The organism is Allorhizobium sp. DMC15 (genome assembly GCF_056314065.1).
This window is the reverse complement of the sequence record NZ_JBQUZB010000001.1, coordinates 1,454,810-1,477,114: the sequence shown is the minus strand read 5'-3', so window position 1 is coordinate 1,477,114 and position 22,305 is coordinate 1,454,810. Positions and strand designations below refer to the sequence as shown.

Annotated in this window: 20 protein-coding genes; 6 read left to right on the top strand and 14 right to left on the bottom strand. The window is 62.1% G+C overall.

What is annotated here, in order from left to right:
* Both ACT53S_RS07285 and ACT53S_RS07280 read right to left on the bottom strand, forming a co-directional pair.
* Nucleotides 1-2,193, bottom strand: a complete 2,193-nt coding sequence (locus ACT53S_RS07285; RefSeq protein ID WP_476066447.1) for a methyl-accepting chemotaxis protein — start codon at nucleotides 2,191-2,193, stop codon at nucleotides 1-3.
* A gap of 141 nt (nucleotides 2,194-2,334) precedes the next feature.
* On the bottom strand, nucleotides 2,335-3,246 hold the full coding sequence (locus ACT53S_RS07280) for a LysR family transcriptional regulator (protein ID WP_476066446.1): 912 nt from the start codon (nucleotides 3,244-3,246) through the stop codon (nucleotides 2,335-2,337).
* Between the two features lie 97 nt (nucleotides 3,247-3,343).
* Between ACT53S_RS07280 and betC the strand changes: the two genes are divergently transcribed.
* Nucleotides 3,344-4,861 (top strand): choline-sulfatase, encoded by a 1,518-nt coding sequence (gene betC, locus ACT53S_RS07275; protein WP_476066445.1) that lies wholly within the window; start codon nucleotides 3,344-3,346, stop codon nucleotides 4,859-4,861.
* 67 nt (nucleotides 4,862-4,928) lie between these two features.
* Here betC and ACT53S_RS07270 read toward each other — a convergent pair whose 3' ends face one another.
* From ACT53S_RS07270 to fabD, 8 genes are all read right to left on the bottom strand, one after another.
* Entirely contained in the window at nucleotides 4,929-7,112 is a 2,184-nt protein-coding gene (locus tag ACT53S_RS07270) for a methyl-accepting chemotaxis protein (protein ID WP_476066444.1), read from the bottom strand.
* 114 nt (nucleotides 7,113-7,226) lie between these two features.
* On the bottom strand, nucleotides 7,227-7,874 hold the full coding sequence (gene gmk, locus ACT53S_RS07265; RefSeq protein ID WP_476066443.1) for a guanylate kinase: 648 nt from the start codon (nucleotides 7,872-7,874) through the stop codon (nucleotides 7,227-7,229).
* Nucleotides 7,875-7,877: 3 nt separating this feature from the next.
* Nucleotides 7,878-8,768: a YicC/YloC family endoribonuclease gene (locus ACT53S_RS07260; RefSeq protein WP_113378051.1), complete on the bottom strand. Its 891-nt coding sequence runs from the start codon at nucleotides 8,766-8,768 to the stop codon at nucleotides 7,878-7,880.
* 22 nt (nucleotides 8,769-8,790) lie between these two features.
* Entirely contained in the window at nucleotides 8,791-10,014 is a 1,224-nt protein-coding gene (mltG, locus tag ACT53S_RS07255; protein WP_113378050.1) for an endolytic transglycosylase MltG, read from the bottom strand.
* A gap of 189 nt (nucleotides 10,015-10,203) precedes the next feature.
* Nucleotides 10,204-11,460, bottom strand: coding sequence for a beta-ketoacyl-ACP synthase II (gene fabF / locus ACT53S_RS07250; RefSeq protein WP_142069735.1), 1,257 nt, complete (start codon nucleotides 11,458-11,460; stop codon nucleotides 10,204-10,206).
* A gap of 133 nt (nucleotides 11,461-11,593) precedes the next feature.
* Complete coding sequence (locus ACT53S_RS07245) at nucleotides 11,594-11,830, bottom strand: acyl carrier protein (protein WP_006727438.1); 237 nt, start codon at nucleotides 11,828-11,830, stop codon at nucleotides 11,594-11,596.
* 277 nt (nucleotides 11,831-12,107) lie between these two features.
* Nucleotides 12,108-12,845 carry a 3-oxoacyl-[acyl-carrier-protein] reductase gene (fabG, locus tag ACT53S_RS07240; protein ID WP_113378048.1) on the bottom strand — a complete coding sequence of 246 codons (738 nt, stop codon included), beginning with the start codon at nucleotides 12,843-12,845 and terminating at the stop codon, nucleotides 12,108-12,110.
* A gap of 31 nt (nucleotides 12,846-12,876) precedes the next feature.
* The gene (gene fabD / locus ACT53S_RS07235) at nucleotides 12,877-13,821 is read right to left on the bottom strand and encodes an ACP S-malonyltransferase (RefSeq protein WP_476066442.1); all 945 of its coding nucleotides are present in this window, start codon (nucleotides 13,819-13,821) and stop codon (nucleotides 12,877-12,879) included.
* A 210-nt stretch (nucleotides 13,822-14,031) separates the two neighbouring features.
* Here fabD and ACT53S_RS07230 point away from each other — a divergent pair, with 210 nt between their 5' ends.
* Nucleotides 14,032-15,075 (top strand): aldo/keto reductase, encoded by a 1,044-nt coding sequence (locus ACT53S_RS07230; protein WP_476066441.1) that lies wholly within the window; start codon nucleotides 14,032-14,034, stop codon nucleotides 15,073-15,075.
* A 59-nt stretch (nucleotides 15,076-15,134) separates the two neighbouring features.
* Here the strand turns inward: ACT53S_RS07230 and ACT53S_RS07225 are convergent, their stop codons facing one another.
* A complete protein-coding gene (locus ACT53S_RS07225; RefSeq protein WP_476066440.1) occupies nucleotides 15,135-16,040 on the bottom strand; it encodes an RTX toxin in 906 nt (301 codons plus the stop codon).
* 453 nt (nucleotides 16,041-16,493) lie between these two features.
* Between ACT53S_RS07225 and rpsF the strand changes: the two genes are divergently transcribed.
* The 4 genes from rpsF (at nucleotide 16,494) to rplI (ending at nucleotide 18,985) form a co-directional block, all read left to right on the top strand.
* Nucleotides 16,494-16,955: a 30S ribosomal protein S6 gene (rpsF, locus tag ACT53S_RS07220; protein WP_110793507.1), complete on the top strand. Its 462-nt coding sequence runs from the start codon at nucleotides 16,494-16,496 to the stop codon at nucleotides 16,953-16,955.
* A gap of 23 nt (nucleotides 16,956-16,978) precedes the next feature.
* On the top strand, nucleotides 16,979-17,227 hold the full coding sequence (rpsR, locus tag ACT53S_RS07215) for a 30S ribosomal protein S18 (RefSeq protein ID WP_003502063.1): 249 nt from the start codon (nucleotides 16,979-16,981) through the stop codon (nucleotides 17,225-17,227).
* Nucleotides 17,228-17,411: 184 nt separating this feature from the next.
* Nucleotides 17,412-18,389, top strand: a complete 978-nt coding sequence (locus ACT53S_RS07210) for a DUF2232 domain-containing protein (RefSeq protein WP_476066439.1) — start codon at nucleotides 17,412-17,414, stop codon at nucleotides 18,387-18,389.
* A gap of 20 nt (nucleotides 18,390-18,409) precedes the next feature.
* Nucleotides 18,410-18,985: a 50S ribosomal protein L9 gene (gene rplI, locus ACT53S_RS07205; RefSeq protein WP_113378043.1), complete on the top strand. Its 576-nt coding sequence runs from the start codon at nucleotides 18,410-18,412 to the stop codon at nucleotides 18,983-18,985.
* An 87-nt stretch (nucleotides 18,986-19,072) separates the two neighbouring features.
* Here rplI and ACT53S_RS07200 read toward each other — a convergent pair whose 3' ends face one another.
* The 3 genes from ACT53S_RS07200 to ACT53S_RS07190 are packed head-to-tail and all read right to left on the bottom strand — an operon-like array spanning nucleotide 19,073 to nucleotide 22,269.
* Nucleotides 19,073-20,119, bottom strand: coding sequence for an HlyD family secretion protein (locus ACT53S_RS07200; protein ID WP_113378042.1), 1,047 nt, complete (start codon nucleotides 20,117-20,119; stop codon nucleotides 19,073-19,075).
* Nucleotides 20,120-20,140: 21 nt separating this feature from the next.
* The gene (locus ACT53S_RS07195) at nucleotides 20,141-21,817 is read right to left on the bottom strand and encodes an MFS transporter (protein ID WP_476066438.1); all 1,677 of its coding nucleotides are present in this window, start codon (nucleotides 21,815-21,817) and stop codon (nucleotides 20,141-20,143) included.
* Nucleotides 21,814-22,269 (bottom strand): MarR family transcriptional regulator, encoded by a 456-nt coding sequence (locus ACT53S_RS07190; RefSeq protein WP_113378040.1) that lies wholly within the window; start codon nucleotides 22,267-22,269, stop codon nucleotides 21,814-21,816. The genes ACT53S_RS07195 and ACT53S_RS07190 overlap by 4 nt, the downstream gene beginning before the upstream one ends.
* Nucleotides 22,270-22,305 lie beyond the last annotated feature (36 nt).

Sequence of the window (22,305 nt, the reverse complement as noted above, 5' to 3'; positions counted from 1 at the left end):
TCAAGCCGCCTGGCGGGTGGTGCGACCGGCCCCTTTGTCGTTCGGAAGACGAAACAGGGCGATCTGCGCGTTGAGCCGGTCGGCTTCCGTCGCAACGCTTGAGGTTGCCGCACTTGCCTCCTCCACCATGGCAGCGTTCTGCTGGGTCACCTGATCCATCTGGCTCACCGCCTGGCTGATCTCTTCCAGCGCCGCTTTCTGCTGATGGGCGGAGGAGACGATCGCGGCAACACGGTCGTTGATCTTCAGCACGTGATCCTCGATGCCCCTCAAGGTCTCGCCCGTCTCCCGGACCAGGCGAACGCCGGCTTCCACCTCCTGCGCGGAGCGGGAAATCAATGCCTTGATCTCACGGGCCGCCGTGGCAGACCGCTGGGCGAGTTCGCGAACCTCCTGGGCGACCACCGCAAAGCCCCGGCCGCTTTCGCCTGCCCTTGCCGCCTCTACACCCGCATTCAGGGCGAGAAGGTTGGTCTGGAAGGCAATCTCGTCGATCACACCGATGATCTGTCCGATCTGCCCTGAGGAATGCTCGATATGATGCATGGCCTTCACGGTATCACTCACCACGGCACCGGAGCGCTGGGCGGTCTGGGTCGCCTCACGCACCAGTATGCCCGCCTCGTCCGCCCGCTGGGCAGCGCTTCCAATGGCGGTGGTGATCTCATTGATGGAGGCCGCCGCTTCCTCGAGCGCTGCCGCCTGTCGTTCGGTCCGGCGCGCCAGATCGTCAGCGGCCAGCTGCAACTCCTGCGAACCGCCGTGAAGATGCCCTGTGCTCTGGCGAATGGTTGCCATGATCCCGCACAGCCGGTCCATCGAGCCATTGAAATTGGTGCGCAAGGCGTCGAGGTTCTCGGCAAAGGGGCTTTCCAAACGGAAACCGATTTCGCCGCTCGAGAGCGCGTCCAGACCCAGAGCCAGTTGCTCGACGGCGAAGGCAATTTCCGCGGCGCGCTCGGCACGTTCCTGCTCGGCCGCCTTTTCTGCCGAACGCTTGATCCGTGCGGCTTCCTCTTGTTCGGCGATGTCCCTCAGCATCCGATCCTTTGCAAGGGCGATGTACTGCCCGACGGCCGAGCCCATCTGCCCGATTTCATCTTTGCTGTTGGAGCGGATCAGATCGACCTCGATTTCGCCGGCGGCCAGTTTGTGCATGGTGCGGGTCAGCGACCGCAAGGGGCGCACGACGGTCAGCGACAGGGAGACAGCAAGCAAGGTAGCGAGCAGCAGGACGCCGCCGGTGATGCCGGCAACCTTCAGCAGGTGCCGATACTCGTCGTCGGCGATCGCGCTGCTGTCGGTGACAATATCCGCCAGCGTTTCGTTCTCAAGCTCCTTCAGTCGCTCGATCCTGCGGGCAGATCGTTCGAGCCATTCCTGGTCATCGAAGCCCGTGAGGTCTGCGGCAAGGCCGGCCTTCATCATCGCCGCACGGATCTTCTCCACCGCTTCCGAATCGGAAGTGTGCAGCGACTGGGAATAGTGATCACGCTGACCATCGGGAACGAGATCGAGATACTGATCGATCATCGATTGCTGCGAGCCGAACATGCCGATGAAATCGAGGTAATGCGCCTCGTTGAACTTCCCGTCAGCAATGAAGCTGTGGCCCAGATTGCGTTCCTGTCCAGCCACTTCCTTGGCATGCATCAGCAGACCATAGGCCATCATCTTGCCCACGACGCCCTTGGCGCCGGCTTCCAGCGAGAATTCCTGCGAGATGTTCATCAGGTTTCTGACGAGCTTGGTGTAATAGGTGAAGGCTTCAGTCTGCGGGATGGCGAGCGCATCGACCTGGGAACGGATCGATGAGAGTTCGCCCAGCACCTGCTCCAACTCCTGCTCGTGACGCGTGAGTTCCGGGTCGCCCTCGGCGCGAATGTCGGACCGGATCTTGCCGAAACCAGCCAGGTGGCCATCGGTCGTCGCCCGAACCTTTTCAAGTTCCGCCCTGTGCTGTTCTCCCTTCGTCGCCAAAAGACCGACAGCCTCGGCACGCTCGGCCTGCAGCGCATGGATGAAGTCGCCGATCGCCCCGAGGTCGGCGCTGACCACCCCCAACTGGCGGGCGTTCAGGAAGGCCTGGTAGGTCGTGCTGATTTCGACGAAAGCAAGACCGGCCAGTGCTAGCAGAGGAATGGCAAGGGCAAATGCGAGACGCCAGGTTACCGAGATATCGGTCAAGCGCATTTCTGTCTCCAGATCATCCTGTGCGTGTCAATGCGACGCGCAACTTTAGCGGTAGCAAAGGATGAGCCTGAAGCGGTTAAATATTAGCTACAAATAACTTACGCAACTTAGCCAATACCGATTTTTGCGCCATTGCGGCATCTACGTGGACATCTCCATTGCCGGACCTGTCTCGTTCTGCAACCAGCCGCCGAGGCGGCCGACCACACCTTCCCGCGATGCGCCCAGTAACCAGTATCCGCGATCGGGCACATCGACGGCCTGCCCGGTGGCAACGAGAAGACCAGCCTCCAGCAACTGATCGATGATGCCGAGCCATCCCAGGGCCATGCCCTGCCCGGCCAAAGCCGCCTGCACGACCATGGAATAGGTGTTGAAGCGGAGGTCGCCAGTGGACGCATTCGAGACGTCGGACGCGCTGACGGCCGCCGTATAGGATCGCCAGTCGAGCCAGGGGGATCCCGGATCGGCCTCGAGATGGATGCGCGGCGGTGCCGGCTTTGCGGCGTGGGGATCCCCCGTCATCCTTTCCCTGATCGCCGGCGCGCAGACCGGCACGACCCGCTCCGGCATCAGAAGAACGGCGTCCTCGACGAAGTCGGATCGCTTTCCGAAGGCGACCGCGAGGTCGGCTTCGTCGCGCCAGTCCGGTGCCAGACGCTGCGAGGCTACGATCTGCAAGTCGATCTCGGGATAGCGCAGGCGAAAGGCGGGCATGCGGGGTATCAGCCAGAGACTGGAGAAGGCGTAATCCGTCGCGAGACGGATGACCGGACGGCGGCGTGCCTGCCGAATATCCCGCTCGATCGCATCAATGTCCTGCACCGTCCGCTCCGCGACCTGCAGGACGCGCCGTCCCTCGTCCGTCAGGCTCACGCCCCGATGTTGCCGCTTCAGAAGTGGCACGCCAAAGCGTTGTTCGAGCAGGCGGACCTGGTAGCTGACGGCCGGCTGGCTCAGCCCCAGCGCCTGTGCGGCAGCAGAGAGGGAGCCGCGCCTGGCGATCTCGACCAGCAAGCGCATCCAGCCGAGGTCCACAGGTCCTTCAGGCATCAAAAATCCTTATGTCAGGCATCGAAAAACTCAGACTACACAGCAGCCAGTCGGCATTCTTCAATAAGTCCAAGCAATAGTACAGCAGGGGAGATCAATGACTGCGCGCCCAAACATTCTGGTTCTGATGGTCGATCAGTTCAACGGCACCCTGTTTCCCGATGGTCCGGCCGATTTCCTGCATGCACCCCATCTGAAAGCGCTCGCGGCACGTTCGGTGCGTTTCGCCAACGCCTATACGGCAAGCCCGCTCTGTGCGCCGGCGCGTGCCTCCTTCATGTCCGGGCAATTGCCCAGCCGCACACGCGTCTATGACAATGCAGCGGAATTCGCCTCCGACATCCCGACCTTCGCCCACCACCTCCGGGCGGCCGGCTACCAGACCAGCCTTTCCGGCAAGATGCATTTCGTCGGACCGGATCAGTTGCACGGTTTCGAGGAGCGGCTGACGACCGACATCTACCCCGCCGACTTCGGCTGGACGCCGGATTATCGCAAACCCGGCGAGCGGATCGACTGGTGGTATCACAACCTCGGCTCCGTCACGGGCGCGGGCGTTGCCGAGATCACCAACCAGATGGAGTATGATGACGAGGTGGCCTACAACGCTACGCGCCGGCTCTACGATCTCTCACGCGGCCATGACGAGCGGCCCTGGTGCCTGACCGTCAGCTTCACCCATCCCCACGACCCCTATGTCGCGCGCCGCAAATACTGGGATCTCTATGAGGACTGCCCGGCGCTCGATCCGAGCGTGCCGGCCATTCCTTATGAGGAGCAGGATAGCCATTCGAAGCGCCTGATGGATGCCTGCGACCACACGGCCTTCGACATCACCGACGAGCATATCCGGCGCGCCCGCCAAGGCTATTTTGCCAATGTGTCCTATGTCGACGACAAGATCGGTGAAATCCTGGACGTTCTGGAACGGACGCGGATGGCCGACAATACCGTCATCCTCTTCGTCTCGGATCATGGTGACATGCTGGGTGAGCGCGGATTGTGGTTCAAGATGAACTTCTTCGAGGGCTCTGCCCGCGTGCCGCTGATGATCATGGTCCCTGGCCTTGACGGGCGGCTCGTGACGACCCCGGTTTCGACGCTTGACGTCACGCCGACGCTCGCCGGTCTTGCCGGAATCGATGTTTCGGCGCTGGCTCCTTGGACCGATGGCGAAGACCTGATGCCGCTTGCAAGAGGCCTGGGCGGCCGCGGGATTGTGCCGATGGAATACGCGGCCGAGGGGACCGTCAGCCCGATGATCGGACTTCGGGACGCGCGTTACAAGCTGACGCTCTGCCAAGCGGATGAACCCATTCTCGTAGATCTGGAGGCCGACCCTTACGAACTCCAGAACCTTGCGGCCGAGCCCGCCGCGCAACCGATTTTCAATCGACTTGCCGAAGAAGCGCGTGGGCGATGGGATCTGACCCAGTTCGACGCGGCCGTACGAGAAAGCCAGGCGCGGCGGCACGTGGTCTATACGGCCCTACGCAACGGTGCCTATTTCCCTTGGGACTACCAGCCGCTGCAGAAGGCGTCCGAGCGCTATATGCGCAACCACATGGACCTCAACATCCTCGAAGAAAGCCAGCGGTTTCCAAGAGGCGAGTGAAAGGAATGCGCCCGTTTCCGACACCTCGGGAGCGGGCGCTCCGATAACCGCCACGACGACGGACAGTTCAGGCGACGCGCCGTGCGGCGCCGGAAGGGTGCCCAGTGCGGAATATGGCGACCTGCTCGGCAAGCCTGTGAGCCTCAACACCCAGGGAGTGTGTGGCCGCAGTCGCTTCTTCCACCATGGCCGCGTTCTGCTGGGTGACCTGATCCATCTGGTTCATTGCGGCGTTGATCTCGCCGATCGACGCGGATTGCTCACGGGACGCCCTGACAATCTCGACGATCTCCTGGTTGATGCGGGAGACGTTGCCTTCGATCTTCCGAAGTGCATTGCCCGTCTCCCCCACTAGATGAACGCCAAGCTCGACCTCCTTGCTCGACCGCTCGATCAGCGCCTTGATTTCCCGTGCAGCCGTCGCCGAACGCTGGGCGAGCTCACGAACCTCCTGGGCGACCACCGCAAAGCCCTTGCCGGCCTCTCCGGCGCGTGCTGCCTCGACACCGGCATTGAGCGCCAGAAGATTGGTCTGGAAGGCGATCTCGTCGATAACCGAGATGATCTGGCCGATCTGGCCGGAAGACTGCTCGATCTGGGAAATCGCTTCCACGGTGTTGGCAACGACGGTTCCCGACTGCATGGCATCGGATGCTGTGGTTTCGACGAGCTTGCCGACGGCTTCGGCCCTGCGGCTCGAATTGGATAGGTTGTTGGTCACTTCGCTCAGGGATGCCGATGCCTGTTCGAGGGCTGCCGCCTGGCGCTCGGTCCGTTGTGAGAGTTCATCAGCCGAACTGCGCAACTCGTCGGACCCACCGCGGATCGTATCGGAACTCAATGCAATGGTCTCGACGACCTGGTGCAGCTTGCCCATGGACTCGTTGAAGTCGCTGCGAAGACGCTCCAGATCCCCGGCAAAGGGCTGGTGGATCCTGTAGCCTGTCTCGCCGCGGGCGAGGGCCGCCAGACCGGTCGCCAGTTCGCCAACGGCCTGGGCAATCTCGGCAGCGCGCTCGGCCCTCTCCTGCTCTGCGGCCCTTTCCCGCGCCCGCTTCTCAACCTCGGCCCTTGCCTGCTCGTCGCGCTGACGTTCGGCCTTGATCTTGCTGTTTTCGACACAGTTGCGGATCGCCGTACCCATGCGACCGATCTCGTCCTGCCCTTCGGAATGGATCAGGTGGACATCGATTTCGTCCCGCGCCAGGCGTTCGACAGCGTCGGTCAAGAGGCCGATCGGACGAATGACCGTGTAGGACAGAGAGCTGACGATGACGAAGGTCAGGATGAAGCCGAGCAGCGTAGCGCCTCCGACCGTGACCAGCCGCCACCACGCCGCTTCTGCCAGCGCCGCCGAGCCTTCGCCGACCCGCTTGACCAGCGCTGATTCAACAAGCTTCAACTGCTCGATCTGCTTTGTCGCCAGTCCGAACCAGGTGGGAGCGTCCAGACCAGTCAGGGGAGCGGACACGCCTCCGGAAACGAGGTCTGACCGGAAGGCCTCCAGGTTTGCGAGGTGCTCGCTGGCGAGGATCGGCTGGTATTCGCTGCGCAGATCCACCGGCAGCAACTGCAGGAACTTGGCAAGCAATTCCTTCTGCGCACCACCCAGACCGACAAAGGTCATGAAACGCGCCGGATCGAAGGCGCCGGCGCTGATGAAGCCGTTGCCCATGCCGCGTTCCTGGCCGGCCAATTCCTTGGCATTCATGATCAGGCCGTGCGCGACCAATGGCCCGGCCGCCCCCTCCGGCGCATTGGCCAGCGAATAGTCCTGAGCCAGCGACATGAGGCCGGCAATGGTGGTGGTGTAGTGGCCGAAGGCCTTCGGACCAGCAATCTGCAGCTGGTCCACCTGAGTACGCGTCTCGGAAAGGGCCCCGATCGCTGTCTGGACTTCACCCGCCTTGGCCGCGACAGCATCGCCCGCAACCGTCTCCACGGACTTCAGAAGCTCGGTTACCACCTTCGTATCGTCAGCGGTCTTGTCGCGCGCCGCCTGCAGGGCGTCCTTGCCCTTCGCTCCCTTCGAACCGAGAAAGCCGGCCGTCAACCCTCGCTCAACCTGAAGGTCATGCACCAGGTCACCGATCGCGCCCAGTTCGCCTGATACCGAGACCATCCTGCTTGCCTGCTCGTAGTCGCGGGCCGCGTCCCGGACCTCCAGACCAGCGAAGGTCACCGTGGCCAGAACCGGAAGACAAAGCGCTGCCAACAGCCGCCACTTGATGGCAATATCAATAATTCGCATAGGCAACCCCGATGTCGCGCAAAAGGAATATTCCCGACGCGCCACCCTAAGGAGTTGCAGTTAATTTTAGCTAAATCTTACTCATCTAAAAATTGACCCACCTCTTGACAATCGTCAAGCGATCAACCCCTCGACGAAGTCGAAGAGGCCATGACGGCGGTCGCGGCGCAGGCGTTCGGCCTTGACGATCGACTGGACCGCATCGAAGGCCGAATTCAGGTCATCATTGACGATCACGTAGTCGTATTCCCGCCAATGGGCGATCTCGGCGCGAGAATTGTTCAGGCGGGTCTGGATGACCTCTTCCGTATCCTCGGCGCGACGGTGCAGGCGCGACTGAAGTTCGGCCATGGTCGGCGGCAGGATGAAGATCGAGACGACGTCAGCCGACATCTTTTCCTGCAGCTGCTGGGCGCCCTGCCAGTCGATGTCGAAGAGCATGTCGCGGCCCTCGCCCATGGCGAGTTCGACGGCCTCACGCGGGGTACCGTAATAGTTGCCGTGAACCTGAGCCCATTCCAGCAGGCTGTCGCTGTCACGCAGGCGCTCGAATTCGCGCTGTGAGACGAAGTGGTAATGCACGCCCTCGATCTCGCTCTGACGCCGCTGTCGGGTCGTGACGCTGACCGAGAGGCCGATCTGCTGGTCGCGGTCCATCAGCGTGCGCGCGATCGTCGACTTGCCGGCCCCCGATGGGGAGGAGATGACGAGCATCAGGCCGCGCCTTGCGATCTTGACGGAGGTGGGAGCGGCAGCGGCCATGGACTACTCCAGATTCTGAACCTGTTCGCGGAACTGGTCGATGACGACCTTCAATTCGATGCCGGCGGCGGTCACCGCGACGGCATTGGATTTGGAACAGATAGTATTTGATTCGCGGTTAAATTCCTGCGCCAGGAAATCGAGTTTGCGGCCGACAGGACCACCGGCGGCCAACAGTTCGCGGGCGGCTGTCACATGCGCCTTCAGCCGGTCGATCTCCTCGCGCAGATCGGCCTTGGTGGCGATCAGGGCGATCTCCTGGTGCAGTCGGTCCCGGTCGAGGCCAGACGTCGTGTCCATGAGAGCAGCGAGTTGGGCTTCGAGCCTCCGGGCGATCTCTTCCGGAGAACGCGAAGGGTCGGCTTCAATCTGGACCGCAAGCGCCTCGATGCGGGCGATGTGCTCTTCGAGGATGGCGCGCAAGGCTGCGCCCTCTGTCTCCCGCATAGTGGCCAGGGCCGCCACAGCGCCGCCGAGACCGGCAAGGATATCGGCGTCGCGCGCGCTGACGGCATCTTCGTCATCGACAGCCTCGCGCATGTCGACCAGACCACGGATCGAGAGGAGCGTGTCGAGCCGCAACGGTGCCGGATCGAGGATTTCCGGACCGAGCTGATCGCGCAGCGCCAGGACAGCGTTCAGGGCGTCGTGATTGAGCACGGCTTCGACGCGATTCTCGCTGACCGAGAGCGACAGGCCCACCTGGAGGTTGCCGCGCGTCAACCGCTCTCCGACGAGCCGGCGCAGATCGTTTTCGAGATATTCCTGGCCTTGCGGCAGGCGTGAGCGGATGTCGAGCCCCTTGCCGTTCACTGAGCGCAGTTCCCAGGCCCATCGGTAACGTCCCGACGTGCCTTCAACGCGGGCAAAGCCCGTCATGGATTGCAAAGTCATAACCCGGCCCCCTCGGCCTTATTCAATTGCCGGCGCCCGGATCGACTTCCGGTGCCGCATCCAGCGTGGCAGGCGGCGTTTGGGCGCGTTCGGCCTCCATCTTGCGCCAGCGCTTCACATTGGCGTTGTGTTCGGCAAGCGTGGCGGCAAACACATGCCCGCCCGTGCCATCGGCGACGAAGTAGAGATCGTCGGTCTTCCAGGGATGCGCAACCGCCTCCAGCGCCGCGCGGCCCGGATTGGCGATCGGTCCCGGCGGCAGGCCCTTGATCACATAGGTGTTGTAAGGCGTTTCCTTCTTGATGTCGGACTGGAAGATCGGCCGATCGGCCGGCTTTCCGTCACCGCCGAAGAGGCCATAGATGATCGTCGGGTCCGACTGCAGGCGCATGCCCTTCTTCAGGCGGTTGATGAAGACGGAGGCAACGTGAGCGCGCTCGTCGTCCTTGCCGGTTTCCTTCTCGACGATCGAAGCCAGCGTGACGAATTCCTCGCGTGTCTTGATCGGAAGGTCGGGATCGCGGCGCTCCCAGATCTGGTCGATCAACTTCTCCTGGGCGGCGGCCATCTGGGTGACGATCTCGGCGCGCTTCGTGCCGCGGGTAAACTTGTATGTATCCGGGCGCAGGGACCCCTCTGCCGGCAGCTCTGACGGCAAGTCGCCCTCAAGCACGGTATCGTCGGCGAGGCGCTGGAACATCTGTTTGACGGTGAGGCCTTCCGGCATGGACACCGCGTACAGGATCGACTTGCCGGACTCGAGCAGTTCGGTGACGTCCTTCATCGACGATCCGGCCTTGATTTCGTATTCGCCGGCCTTGAGCGTCTGTCCCTCGTCCAGATAGGTCGCGGTGACATAACGATAGATGCGAGCATCGGTGACGATGCCGTTGCGCTCGAGATTGTTGGCGATCTCGGCGAGGCCGGCGCCACTGCGCACGACAAAATTGGTATTGGCGGCAAGCGGACCGGGCTTCCTGTAGGCATCCATCACATAATAGAAGCCGGCAACGGCGACCACACCGACGAAGACCACCATGGTCATCAGGAAGTTCAGGAAGATCACCAGCTGGCTGCGGGCCTTGCGCGAGCGACGCGGTGGCTGGGGCACCCTCTCGGGGCGCAGCGCATCGTTGGGGGATTTTGGAATGAACGGCCCCTTGCCGGTGCTCGTGTCGGCATCGCGACCAAAGGGAACACCGTTGTTCTGGCTACCGCCGTTCTGGCTGTTGTCGGTCACCGGCAATCCTTCTTTGTTTCTGTCGCGGCTGTTTCAGCCAGCAATGCGGCAAAAATCGGAGCCGCTCGCCCGGCGCAAGGCGCCGGACGTGGCCATGATTTCTATCCGCAGAACATTGCTGCGGGCAAGAGCACCCGCAGCGTCATCCACCTGATGAGAGCGGGGCCGCGCAAATGTGCCCGGCGCGCCGGTTCATCAGGCCTCGTAGCGCTTCAAGACCAGCGAGGCATTGGTGCCGCCGAAGCCGAAAGAATTCGACAGGGCGACGTTGATCTCACGCTTGCGCGCCTTGTGCGGCACCAGATCGATCTTGGTCTCGACGTCGGGGGTGTCGAGGTTGAGCGTCGGCGGCGCGATGTTGTCGCGGATCGCCAGCGTCGAGAAGATCGCCTCGACGGCACCGGCAGCACCGAGCAGGTGACCGATCGCCGACTTGGTCGAAGACATGGAAATCTTCGAGGCATGCTCGCCAACCAGACGCTCGACGGCGCCGAGTTCGATGGTGTCGGCCATGGTCGAGGTGCCGTGAGCGTTGATATAGTCGATATCGGCTGCCGTCAGGCCTGCACGCTTCAGAGCCATCGTCATGCAGCGGAAGGCACCGTCGCCGTCTTCCGAAGGGGCGGTAATGTGGAAGGCATCGCCCGAAAGACCATAGCCGACAACTTCGGCATAGATCTTGGCGCCGCGCGCCTTGGCGTGCTCCAGTTCTTCCAGAACGACGATGCCGGCACCCTCGCCCATGACAAAACCGTCGCGGTCCTTGTCATAGGGACGCGAGGCTGCGGTCGGGTTGTCGTTGCGCGCAGTCGACAGCGCCTTGCAGGCGGCAAAGCCCGCGAGCGAAATGCGGCTGATCGGCGATTCCGTTCCGCCGGCGACCATGACGTCGGCATCGCCCAGCGCCACCAGACGGGCGGCGTCACCGATCGCATGCGCGCCGGTCGAGCAGGCGGTCACGACCGAATGGTTCGGCCCGCGCAGCTTGTGGCGGATTGACACCTGGCCGGAAGCGAGGTTGATCAGACGGCCGGGAATAAAAAAGGGTGACAGGCGACGCGGGCCCTTGTCGCGCAGGATGTGGCCGGCCTCAACTATGCCTTCCAGCCCGCCGATGCCGGATCCAATCAGCACGCCCGTGGCGCACTGGTCGTCATCGGTCTGCGGATGCCAGTCGGCGTCCTTCAACGCCATTTCGGCTGCGGCCATCGCATAGATTATGAAGGCGTCGACCTTGCGCTGTTCCTTCGGCTCCATCCAGTCGTCGGGGTTCCAGGCGCCTTCGCCTTCGGTCGGGATGCGGCAGGCAATCTTGGCCGGCAGATCCTCGACCTCGAATTCGGTGACGAGGCGAGCGCCGCTCTGGCCGGCAAGAAGCCGCTGCCAGGTCAGTTCCGTTCCAACTCCCAGGGGCGATACCATGCCGGTACCGGTGATGACGACACGTCTCATCGTGCGAAGCCCACCCAAATTAATCGACCGAAGTCATTGTAAACAAAGGTCCAGATACAACAAGGCCCGCTTCACGCGGGCCCAAGCGGACAGGACGGGCCGAAGAGCCCGCCTTCCGCAGCAGTGCGATCGATCAGGCCTGGGCCTTTTCGATGAACTTGACGGCGTCGCCGACCGTCAGGATCGAGTCAGCAGCGTCATCCGGAATTTCGACGCCGAATTCTTCTTCGAAGGCCATGACGAGTTCGACCGTGTCGAGCGAGTCAGCGCCCAGATCGTCGATGAAGCTGGCGCCTTCGACAACCTTTTCAGCGTCAACGCCGAGATGATCAACTACAATTTTCTTCACGCGTTCTGCGATATCGCTCATGTCGGTTTCCTCGACCTTCTAAATATCAGAGGGAGCCGTAATGGCCACCCTACCCTGTCTTCAACTGGTGAAGCGCAAAGGCGCCACCAGCAAACCCGTTCGGCCCTGACCCAGAGCGGTTTATGCGAATAAAAGCATAAACTTCGGCTCATGAGACGGAGCGACTGCTCACAGTCATGGCCCGCTTAACATGGTTTCAGCGCGCCGCAAAGCCAGAAATTCGCCCCCTCGCCTCGGTCAACAGCCTTTGGCGGAAAGGGCGAACCGGTGGCTCACATCAGATCATCGCCATGCCGCCGTTGACGTGCAAGGTCTGGCCGGTCATGTAGGCGGCTTCCGAAGACGCCAAGTAAAGCACGGCAGATGCCACTTCGGCGCCCGTGCCCATGCGCTTCATCGGAATGGCGCCCATGATGGCGTCCTTCTGCTTGTCGTTCAGCTTGCCGGTCATCGCGCTTTCGATAAAGCCCGGTGCAACGCAGTTGACCGTCACGTTGCGCGTGGCGATTTCCTGGGCCAGCGACTTGGTGAAACCGATCATCCCGGCCTTGGAGGCGCAATAGTTCGCCTGGCCCGGATTGCCGGTGACGCCGACGATCGAGGTGATGTTGATGATGCGGCCATAACGGCGGCGCATCATCGGATGGGTCAGCTCGCGGGTCAGACGGAAGACGGCCGTCAGGTTGACTTCCAGCACGCTGTCCCAGTCTGCATCGGACATGCGGACGAACAGGCCATCCTTGGTGATGCCGGCATTGTTGACCAGGATATCGACACCTTCGAGTTCGGCTTCGGCCTTTTCACCGAGCGCCTTCACCTCGTCGCGGTCCGACAGGTTGGCCGGGAAGATCTTGACGCGGTCGCCGAGTTCGGCGGCCAGCGCTTCCAGCTTTTCGACGCGCGTGCCGTGCAGGCCGACGATGGCGCCCTGGGCGTGCAGCATGCGGGCGATTTCTTCGCCGATGCCACCGGTTGCGCCGGTGACGAGAGCCTTGCGGCCGGTCAGGTCAAACATGATCGCGTTCCTTGTTGATCGTTTGGGGGCGTCAGCCGTTGAGCGCGGCAAGTGCCGCATCGATGTCGGCCGGGCCGTTGACGGCAATGCCGCTGATGTTCTTGTCGATGCGGCGCGCGAGACCCGTGAGAACCTTGCCGGCGCCGATTTCATAAAGTGTGGTGACGCCATTGGCGCCGAACCATTCGACCGTCTCACGCCAGCGGACCTGGCCGGTAACCTGCTGGACCAGAAGGTCGGCGATCTCAGTGGCCGAAGTCACCGGAGCTGCCAGAACATTGGCAACCAACGGCACGGACGGAGCACGCTTCTCGACCGTCGACAATGCCTCGCGCATGGCGTCCGCTGCCGGCCCCATTAATGCAGAATGGAAGGGCGCAGAAACCGGCAACATGATGGCGCGCTTGGCACCCTTTTCGGTGGCAAGGGCTGCGGCCTTCTCGACGGCGGCCTTGCCACCGGAGATGACCAGTTGTCCGCCACCATTGTCATTGGCGATCTGGCACGGACCTTCGGCGGCTGCAGCCTCGCAGATCGACTGCACGTCGCCATGCTCCAGGCCGATGATCGCGGCCATGGCGCCGGCGCCGACGGGAACGGCTGCCTGCATGGCGTTGCCGCGGATGCGCAGGAGGCGCGCGGTGTCGGCGATCGAGAAGGTGCCGGCAGCGGCAAGCGCCGAATATTCGCCGAGCGAATGGCCGGCGACGAAGGAGACCTTGGACTTCAGATCCAGGCCCTTGGCTTCGAGCACGCGGATGACGGCCATGGAGACGGCCATCAGGGCCGGCTGGGCATTGGCGGTCAGCGTCAGCGTTTCCTCGGGGCCGTTCCACATGATGTCGGACAGTTTCTGGCCGAGCGCGTCATCGACTTCCTGGAAAACGGCGCGGGCTTCGGCAAAATTGTCGGCGAGGTCCTTGCCCATGCCAACGGCCTGGCTGCCCTGGCCGGGGAAGGTGAATGCGACTGTCATTGGGCGTTTCTCCCTTGGGTTTTTTCCTGTCAATTCACAATACGTCCCTGCGAGTCAAGCCTTTCAGGCCGCTCAGGACTGCCGGCAGAGCCGCAAATCACAGACTGTTCGGCCGCTTCGCCATCTTGCAGTGCGGCAAATTCCTCTTATTTTGTTCCAGCATCTCCCCCAGCCCTGTTGGGCCCATTTCCTACTCGAGGCATTTCCCCCATGAAGACGAACCGGCTCGGCCGAACCGATATCCTTGTTTCCGAAATCTGCCTGGGCACCATGACTTGGGGCTCGCAGAATTCGGAAGCCGAAGCCTTTCAACAGATGGACTACGCGCTGGAGCGTGGCGTCAATTTCTTCGACACGGCCGAACTCTATCCGACGACACCGCTGTCGAAGGAGACCTATGGCAATACCGAAGCCATTATCGGCAACTGGCTGCAGAAGACAGGCAAGCGCGACCAGGTGGTGCTCGCCACCAAGGTCGCCGGTCCCGGCCGACCCTATATCCGCGAGGGCAGCCCGATCACAGCAGCGTCGCTGCGCGAGGCGCTCGATGCGAGCCTCACGCGGCTGAAGACCGACTATGTCGACCTCTATCAGATCCACTGGCCGAACCGCGGGCATTTTCACTTCCGCGGCGCCTGGAGCTACAATCCTTACAAGCAGGACCGTGCCCAGGCGCAGCACGACATTGCCGAAATACTGGATACGCTCGGCGAGTGTGTAAAGGCGGGCAAAATCCGGGCCATCGGCCTTTCGAACGAGACGACCTGGGGCACGCAGAAATATCTCAGCCTCGCCGAGCAGAAGGGGCTGCCGCGTGTGGCCTCCATCCAGAACGAGTACAATCTGCTCTACCGGCATTATGACCTGGATCTGGCCGAACTGTCGCACCACGAGGATGTCGGGCTGCTCGCCTATTCTCCGCTCGCGGGGGGCATTCTCTCTGGCAAGTATCTCGGCGGCCAGAAGCCGGCAGGCTCACGCGGATCGATCAATGGCGATATTGGTGGCCGTCTGGTCCCGCAGCAGGAGGCGCCGACGCGGGCCTATGTGGACCTGGCCAAGAAGCACGGCATCGATCCCTCGACGCTCGCCGTCGCCTTCTGCCTGACGCGCCCGTTTATGGCGTCCGCCATCATCGGCGCGACGACGATGGAGCAGTTGAAGGTGAACATCGATGCGGCCGATCTGACATTGTCTGACGAGATCCTGCAGGAGATCGCCCGAATCCACCGCGAATATCCCATGCCGATCTAAGATCGTCCTGTGACATAGACTGTGCCGGCACCTCAGGGTGCCGGCATTTTCATATGGTGTCAGCCGATGGTCAGAACCGTCCGACCCTGATCGAAGGCGAAGCCATAGGTCAGCCCCTGGCCCGAGAGGGCGACCTGATCGAGCGTCACCGTGATGCGGTCCGTCGTGCCGGCAAAGGTAGCGGTCAAGGTGTTGCCATCGACGCTGATGGTCACATCTTTCTCGTCGTAACCGGTGAACCGGAGGGCAAGGCTGCCATTGATATTGATGGTGTCCTGGCCGTCACCCCGGGCAAAGCCATATTCGGCGATGGCGTGGTCGGCCTTTACATCGGTGCGCTTGATGGTGACGGTGTCGTCGCCCGTACCGCCCGAGGCGACGATGCGGGTGCCTTCCAGCGTCATGGTATCGTCGCCGCCTCCGCCGTCTATGCCGATCAGGGCCTCGCCGGCAACGGCCAGCGTGTCATTCCCGTCTCCGCCGGTCACATTCATGACAAGCTGGCCAGAGAGCTTCACGGTGTCATCGCCCTCGCCCGCGTCGATCTCGTCGATGTAACCGGCACTTGCGGAGACACTATCCTTGCCGGCGCCCGTGAAAACGGAGGTCAGCGCAGCGGCTTTCGCCGTGACCGTGTCGTCACCGGCGCCTGTATCTATGTTGTAGACGGCCCTGGCGTCGAAGGTCAGCTTGTCGTCACCCACGGTGCCTTGCCCGCCGGTAATATATCCCAGCGTCTCGTCGACCGACGCTTCATCACCCGCCGGTGCGTCACGCAGGGCGAGAATTTCAACGATCCGGGCGAGCGCCCTCTGTCCGGCTGTCTCGGTATAGCCGCTGTCCTCTGGTGCAGCCCAGACGGACGGCGCGCCCTGGTCCGCCCGCAGAGACGATGAAGGCGCAAACAGCTGTGTCGCGTAAGCGAGCGCATTCGGGTTGCGATAGAAGCTGTTGATGACCGTCATCAGGTCCATTCCTTGGATCGCGCCTGGGCAGAGTTCCAGGCGATGCTAACATTCGCGCATTGAGAAAAGCTTACATGAGCGCTTTCACAGGGCGAAACGGCTCTGCCAAACGCGGTAAGCATCCGGTAAAGATCCGTTAGAATTTCGACGAACCGTCCGCCCGCCCCGGCATCGAAAGCGGAAAAGTTGCCTATTGCCCTTGCTTTTCACTCAAACACGGGTATAAGCGCGCCGTTCACAACACCCGGTCCTCTGGCTGGTGGCTGAACGGAGGGCTGGCAGGCTGACAAGGCTTGCAGCAGGAACCATAAGGGTTTCCGGTCTCCCGTGTCTCCGCTCTCGACCGTCTCGAACACAACGCTTTTCTTGCCGCGACCCGTGTCGCACAGGAGCAGTCTGTGAGGCTTAGCGCCGGATCCGGGTGACGACAACCGCAAGAAAGGCAAAGCTGTCATGGCTCTTTACGAACATGTATTCCTTGCCCGGCAGGATATGTCCGCCCAGCAGGTTGATGCCCTCGTCGAACAGTACAAGGGCGTCATCGAAGCGAACGGTGGCAAGGTCGGGCGCGTAGAAAACTGGGGCCTCAAGTCCCTGACCTACCGCATCAAGAAGAACCGCAAGGCTCACTACGCACTCATGGACATCGAAGCTCCGGGTGCAGCGATCCACGAAATGGAACGCCAGATGCGCATCAACGAAGACGTTCTTCGTTACATGACCATCGCTGTGGAAGCCCACGAAGAAGGCCCGTCTGCCATGATGCAGAAGCGCGACCGTGACGACCGTCCGCGTCGTGACGGCGATGACCGTGGCCCGCGTCGCGAAGGCGGCTTCGGCGACCGTGGTCCGCGTCCGGACCGTGGCCCGCGCGAAGGTGGTTTCGAGCGTCGTCCGCGCGAAGACCGCGCGTAATCTGAAGAACAGGAGAAATTACAATGGCTGATGCATCCTCTTCTCAGGCACGTCGTCCCTTCCATCGTCGTCGCAAGACCTGCCCCTTCTCGGGCGCTAACGCTCCGAAGATCGACTACAAGGACGTTCGTCTCCTGCAGCGCTACATCTCTGAGCGCGGCAAGATCGTTCCTTCGCGTATCACTGCAGTTTCCCAGAAGAAGCAGCGCGAACTGGCCCAGGCCATCAAGCGCGCCCGTTTCCTCGGCCTGCTGCCCTACGTCGTAGCGTAATCTGATCCGAAGCCTGCCGATCATCGATCGGCAGGCTTCATCCCTTCCGCGTTGGGCGCGGATCGGAATCACCGCCTTCAGGCGCTTCGATGGCGACTTGAGGCAAAAACCCATGTTGGGGACATTCCTGCCAGACGGCATGAAGACCTTCCCCTAACTGCTTCAACCGGGCAGGACAGCGACCTTGCAGAAACTGGATGCGAAATTGCTGATGACCGGCCTCCTTGCCGGTATTACCGCCGCCCTGCTCGTGCTGGGTGCTGCGGCGCAGCCGACGCTTGCGTCGATCCTTTATGCAGCCTCAGCGCTGCCCGTTCTCATCGTCGGCCTCGGCTGGGGCAACACCGCCTCGATCACCGCCATCCTGACGGCTGCCTTCCTTGGCACGATCAGCATGTCGCCGATGTTCGCCTTCGGCATGGCGATCTTCACGCTGGCGCCTGCCGGCTGGCTCGCGCATCTGTCGAGCCTGGCGCGCCCGGCTTCCGAGATCGGTGGCCCCGATCACCTGATGGCCTGGTATCCCCTTTCGGATATCCTGCTGCAGCTTTGCGTCTTCGTCACCTTCGCCGTCATCGCGCTCGGCGTGATAATCGGCTTCGGCCCTGACTTCACCAACCAGTTGGTGGAGGCCATGACGCAGGCGATGAGCAGCCAGGATCCGGCCATGCTGCCCGACCCGGCAGCGCTTGAACAGTTGAAGCGCACCATGGTCGTGCTGCTGCCGATCATCCAGGGCGGCACCTGGGTAATGCTGCTGTTCCTGATGTATTACGTGGCCCAGCGCATCGTCTCGGCCTCCGGCCGTGCGAAGCGTCCGCGCGAAGATATCCCTTCTTCGCTGCGTATGAACCGCAACGCGGTCTTCCTGTTCCTCGCCGGCATCATCGGCTGTTTCATCGGCGGCGTTCCGGCCATGATCGGCGCGACTGTCTGCGGCACCCTCGGCGCCGGCTTCCTGATGGCAGGCTTTGCCTCCATGCATCTGAAGACACGTGGCAAGGACTGGCGTCTGCCGGCTCTGGTGCTGGCTTACCTGTCGACGATCATGCTGCTGCCACTGATCATACCGCTCATCATCGGCCTGTCGGATACCCGGCGGACCGTTGCACTCACACCGGCCGCCAAGGCCAAAACCGACACTCCAGACAACACTGATTGACCACTGAAAGGACCAAAATCATGGACGTCATTCTGCTTGAACGCATCGCAAAGCTCGGCCAGATGGGCGAAACCGTCAAGGTTCGCGACGGCTTCGCTCGCAACTTCCTGCTGCCGCAGGGCAAGGCGCTGCGCGCCAACGCTGCCAACAAGGCTCGTTTCGAAGCCGAGCGCGCAACGCTCGAAGCCCGTAACCTCGAGCGCAAGTCGGAAGCCCAGAAGGTTGCCGACGTTCTCAACGGCAAGTCCTTCATCGTCGTCCGTTCGGCTGGCGAAACCGGCCAGCTCTACGGTTCGGTTGCTGCTCGCGACGTCGTCGAAATCCTGGCTGCCGAAGGCTTCAACATCGGCCGCAACCAGGTCGAGCTGAACACCCCGATCAAGGCCATCGGCCTGCATCAGGTCGTCATCCACCTGCATTCGGAAGTCGAGATCTCGGTCGAGCTCAACGTTGCCCGTTCGGCTGAAGAAGCAGAACGCCAGCTCAAGGGCGAAAACCTGACCTCGGCCGACGCCATCTATGGCATCGACGAAGACGCTCTGCGTCCGGAAGACTTCTTCGATCCGGAAGCCGACCTCGACGGCGACGACCTGTAAGACTTTCGCCCCTTCGGGCGAATGCAAAAGCCCGGCCTTGCACTTGCAAGGCCGGGCTTTTTTTGTTGCAGACATTACCCTGTCGGCTCAGGCAGGATCGAGGCTCTTGTCGATCCGCACGACAACGGACATGCCCGGGGCGAGAAGAGACGCGGCGTCCGCGGTATCGTCGATGACAATCCGGACACCGGCGCGCTGGGCAATCTTGACGAAGTTGCCCGTGGCATTATCGGGCTTGATTACGGAGAACTCCGAACCGGTCGCGGGCGAGAAGCGCTCAACCTTGCCGGACAGAACGCGTCGATCGAGGGCGTCCACGGTGATCTCGACCGGTTGGCCGACCTTCATGCCGGCCAGTTGCGTTTCCTTGAAGTTGGCAATGATCCACACTTCCGGCGGCACGACGGCCATGAGCTGGGTCCCGGCCGTGACATACTGGCCGACGCGAACGCCGACTTCGCCGAGCTTGCCTTCACGAGGTGCGCGGATCTCGGTGTTTGACAGATCGATCTTCGCCAGTTCGACGGCCGCGTCGGCATTGGCAACTGCGGCCTCCAGAGAGCTCCTGTTGACGATGATGGTCTGCAGGTCCTGGCGGCTGACTTCGACGGCAGCCTTCGCCTGGGCCATGCCGGCACGCGCCCGGTCGAGTGCCGCATGGGCCTGCTCCTGGGCGCTGGTCGCTACCACGCCGCTCCGGATCAGGCTGTCCTGCCGGTCCGCCTGCAATTGCGCCTGCTGAAGGTCGGCGTTGACGGCATCGACGGCGGCTTCGCTGGAGACGATCCGCGCCTTGGCGGCGTTTTCCTGCTGGCGGGAGTTGTCGAGCGAGGCTTTCTGGGTGGCGAGTGCCGCTTCGGCCTGCGCGAGCTTCTGCCGATAGATCCGGTCATCAATGCGGGCGAGAAGCTGGCCCTTTTGGACGGTTTCATAGTCCTTGACCGGGACTTCGACGACATAACCGCTGACCTGCGGGCTCATCATCGTGACATAGCCACGGACATAGGCATTGTCCGTCATCTCGACCGAACTCGCGAAGGGCGGCAGGCGCCAGGCGTAGAGCACCAGGGACGTGCCAAGCACTGCGCCGAGGATGATCAGGATGGTTGCGGGGGTGAATATCTTCTTCAACATGGCGGTAGACTCGTTTCGACGTCAGGATTTGGGGGAAAGCTCGACCTCGCGGCTGCGGTGTGTCCGCAGCCAGCGCCAGGCGAGATGCACGAGCAGAATGGCAAGTGCTGCGGTCGTGACAGCAGCGATCAGGAGAAAGGTATCGGTGTAGGCGAGCACATAAGCCTCTCGGGTTACCTGCTGCGACAGCAGTGTCACCCCTTCGGCATTGATGATGGTCGGATCGGTGATGACTTTGCGGTAAGCCGCGGCGAGCTGGCTCACCCGCTGGGCAACCTCGGGTCGGCTCATCAGGATGTTCTCGACAAGCACGTTCGAATGGAACTTCTCGCGGATCGTCACAAATGTTCCGAGCAGGGATGTCATCAGCAGGGCACCCGTGATCTGGGTGAACAGGAAGATCACGATGAAGTTGACGATATAGGTCGGCCCCTTCTGCAAGGCACCTGCAAACCCCTTTGCCATCACCGGCGGCAGGAACATGGCAGCACCGAAGGCGATCATGCCCTGGCTGAGATACATCTGCTCGGGTCGGGTCAGGTTTGTCGCAAGGCTGTCGAGATAGGCGCCGACGGCAATCAGAGCGAGCGCGATCACATGGGCCGTCTCGACAAAACGCGATGACATCAGCGCCATGCACAGGAGGGCGCCACCGACGGAAGCGAGCAGCACGATCGCCCAGAGGACAAACTGCTGGTCGTTCAACAGGCCGATCTGCTGGAAGAAGCTGACGGCCGTCGACGATTGTTCCGACGACACCGCGCGAAAGACCAGGAGCACGGCCGCCATGTGGAGATTGTCACGAGAGAAGATCCAGCGGAAATCGAGCATGGGGTTGGTGCGACGGGATTCGATGAGCGCAGTCATCGACAGGAAGATGATCGCAGCAGCCAGGATCGCGCCGAGCCACCAGGTTTCGAACCACCAGTAGAGGCGGCCGAGGGTCAGGAAGATGGCGATGCAGCCGATGCCGATCGCCATGAGCAGATAAGAGACGATATCGATTCGCTCGATGACCTTGGCGCGGGGCGGTGGCGTGAGCGGCAGGGCAAAAATGATGGCCATGGCCAGGAGGGCCAGTCCGACTTCAAGCGAATAGAGGGCGTGCCAGCCGTCGAGCTGCAGCAGGCCAGGCGAGACCATACGTGCCAGCGGCGCGGCAAGCAGCGTTCCCATCAGCGCGATATTCAGACCCTGAGTAAGCTTGCGTTGAAGCGGAAAGGCCTCCAGCACATACATGAATCCAAGTGTCGAGATCGGGGCTGCCGCGCAGCCGCTGATAAAGCGGACGACCAGTGCCGAGTGAAGATCATTGACGAACAGATTCAGTGACGACACGAGCACGAAGAGCAGAATGCTCCATTCCGCGAAGGGGCGCAGGCCGTATTGCGTGCGGATCTTGAAAAGCGCGATCGATAGGGTGGCATAGGGCGCCATGTAGGCTGCCGAAAGCCAGGCAGCCTCGACCGCGGTTGCGGAGAACTCGCCTTGCAGCTGATAGAGATTGGCGTTGACGATGTTCATCCCAAGCCCCTGGGTGATGAACAGCAGCAGGCCGGATGCGACATAGATAACGGCAAGCCAGAGCGGCTTCGCCGGCGGGGCGGACGGTGCGGCAGGCTGTGCGACAGCAGTCGGTGCAGACGCCCTGGTTGCCTCTTCCGGGCCGGGGGCGGTGCTTTCGGGGACGGTGCTCATGGCTGCACCTTTTCCTGGTCGAGACGCTGCAGGTTGCGGCTCAGCCGACGCACGACGGAGAGCGCAACCTCGATCTCTTCTTCCGATATGTCAGCCGCAATCTGGCCGCGCAGGTCGGTCGCCAGAACGTGCATTTGGTCAAACGCCGCCCTGCCCGCCTCGGTCATGGCGATGCGCTTGGCACGGCGATCCTTCGCGTCCTCGGTCCGCAGAATGAGGCCCTGCCGTTCCATGCCATCCAGGACACGCACCAGGGTCGGCGTTTCGATTTCCAGTTCTTCTGCGAGATCTTTCTGGGTCAAAGGTCCGCGCCGGGCGATCGCAAACAGAGCGCGGGCCCGTGCGAGCGTTAGCCCCTCCTCGCGCACGGCGGCATCAAAGAAGGCCCGGAGCTTGCGATTGAATGCCGACATCTCATCGAAGAGCTGTTCGTTCTGGGACTGTCGAGACACTTGCGACGCCTCCTATTAATTAGGTCACTATCTATA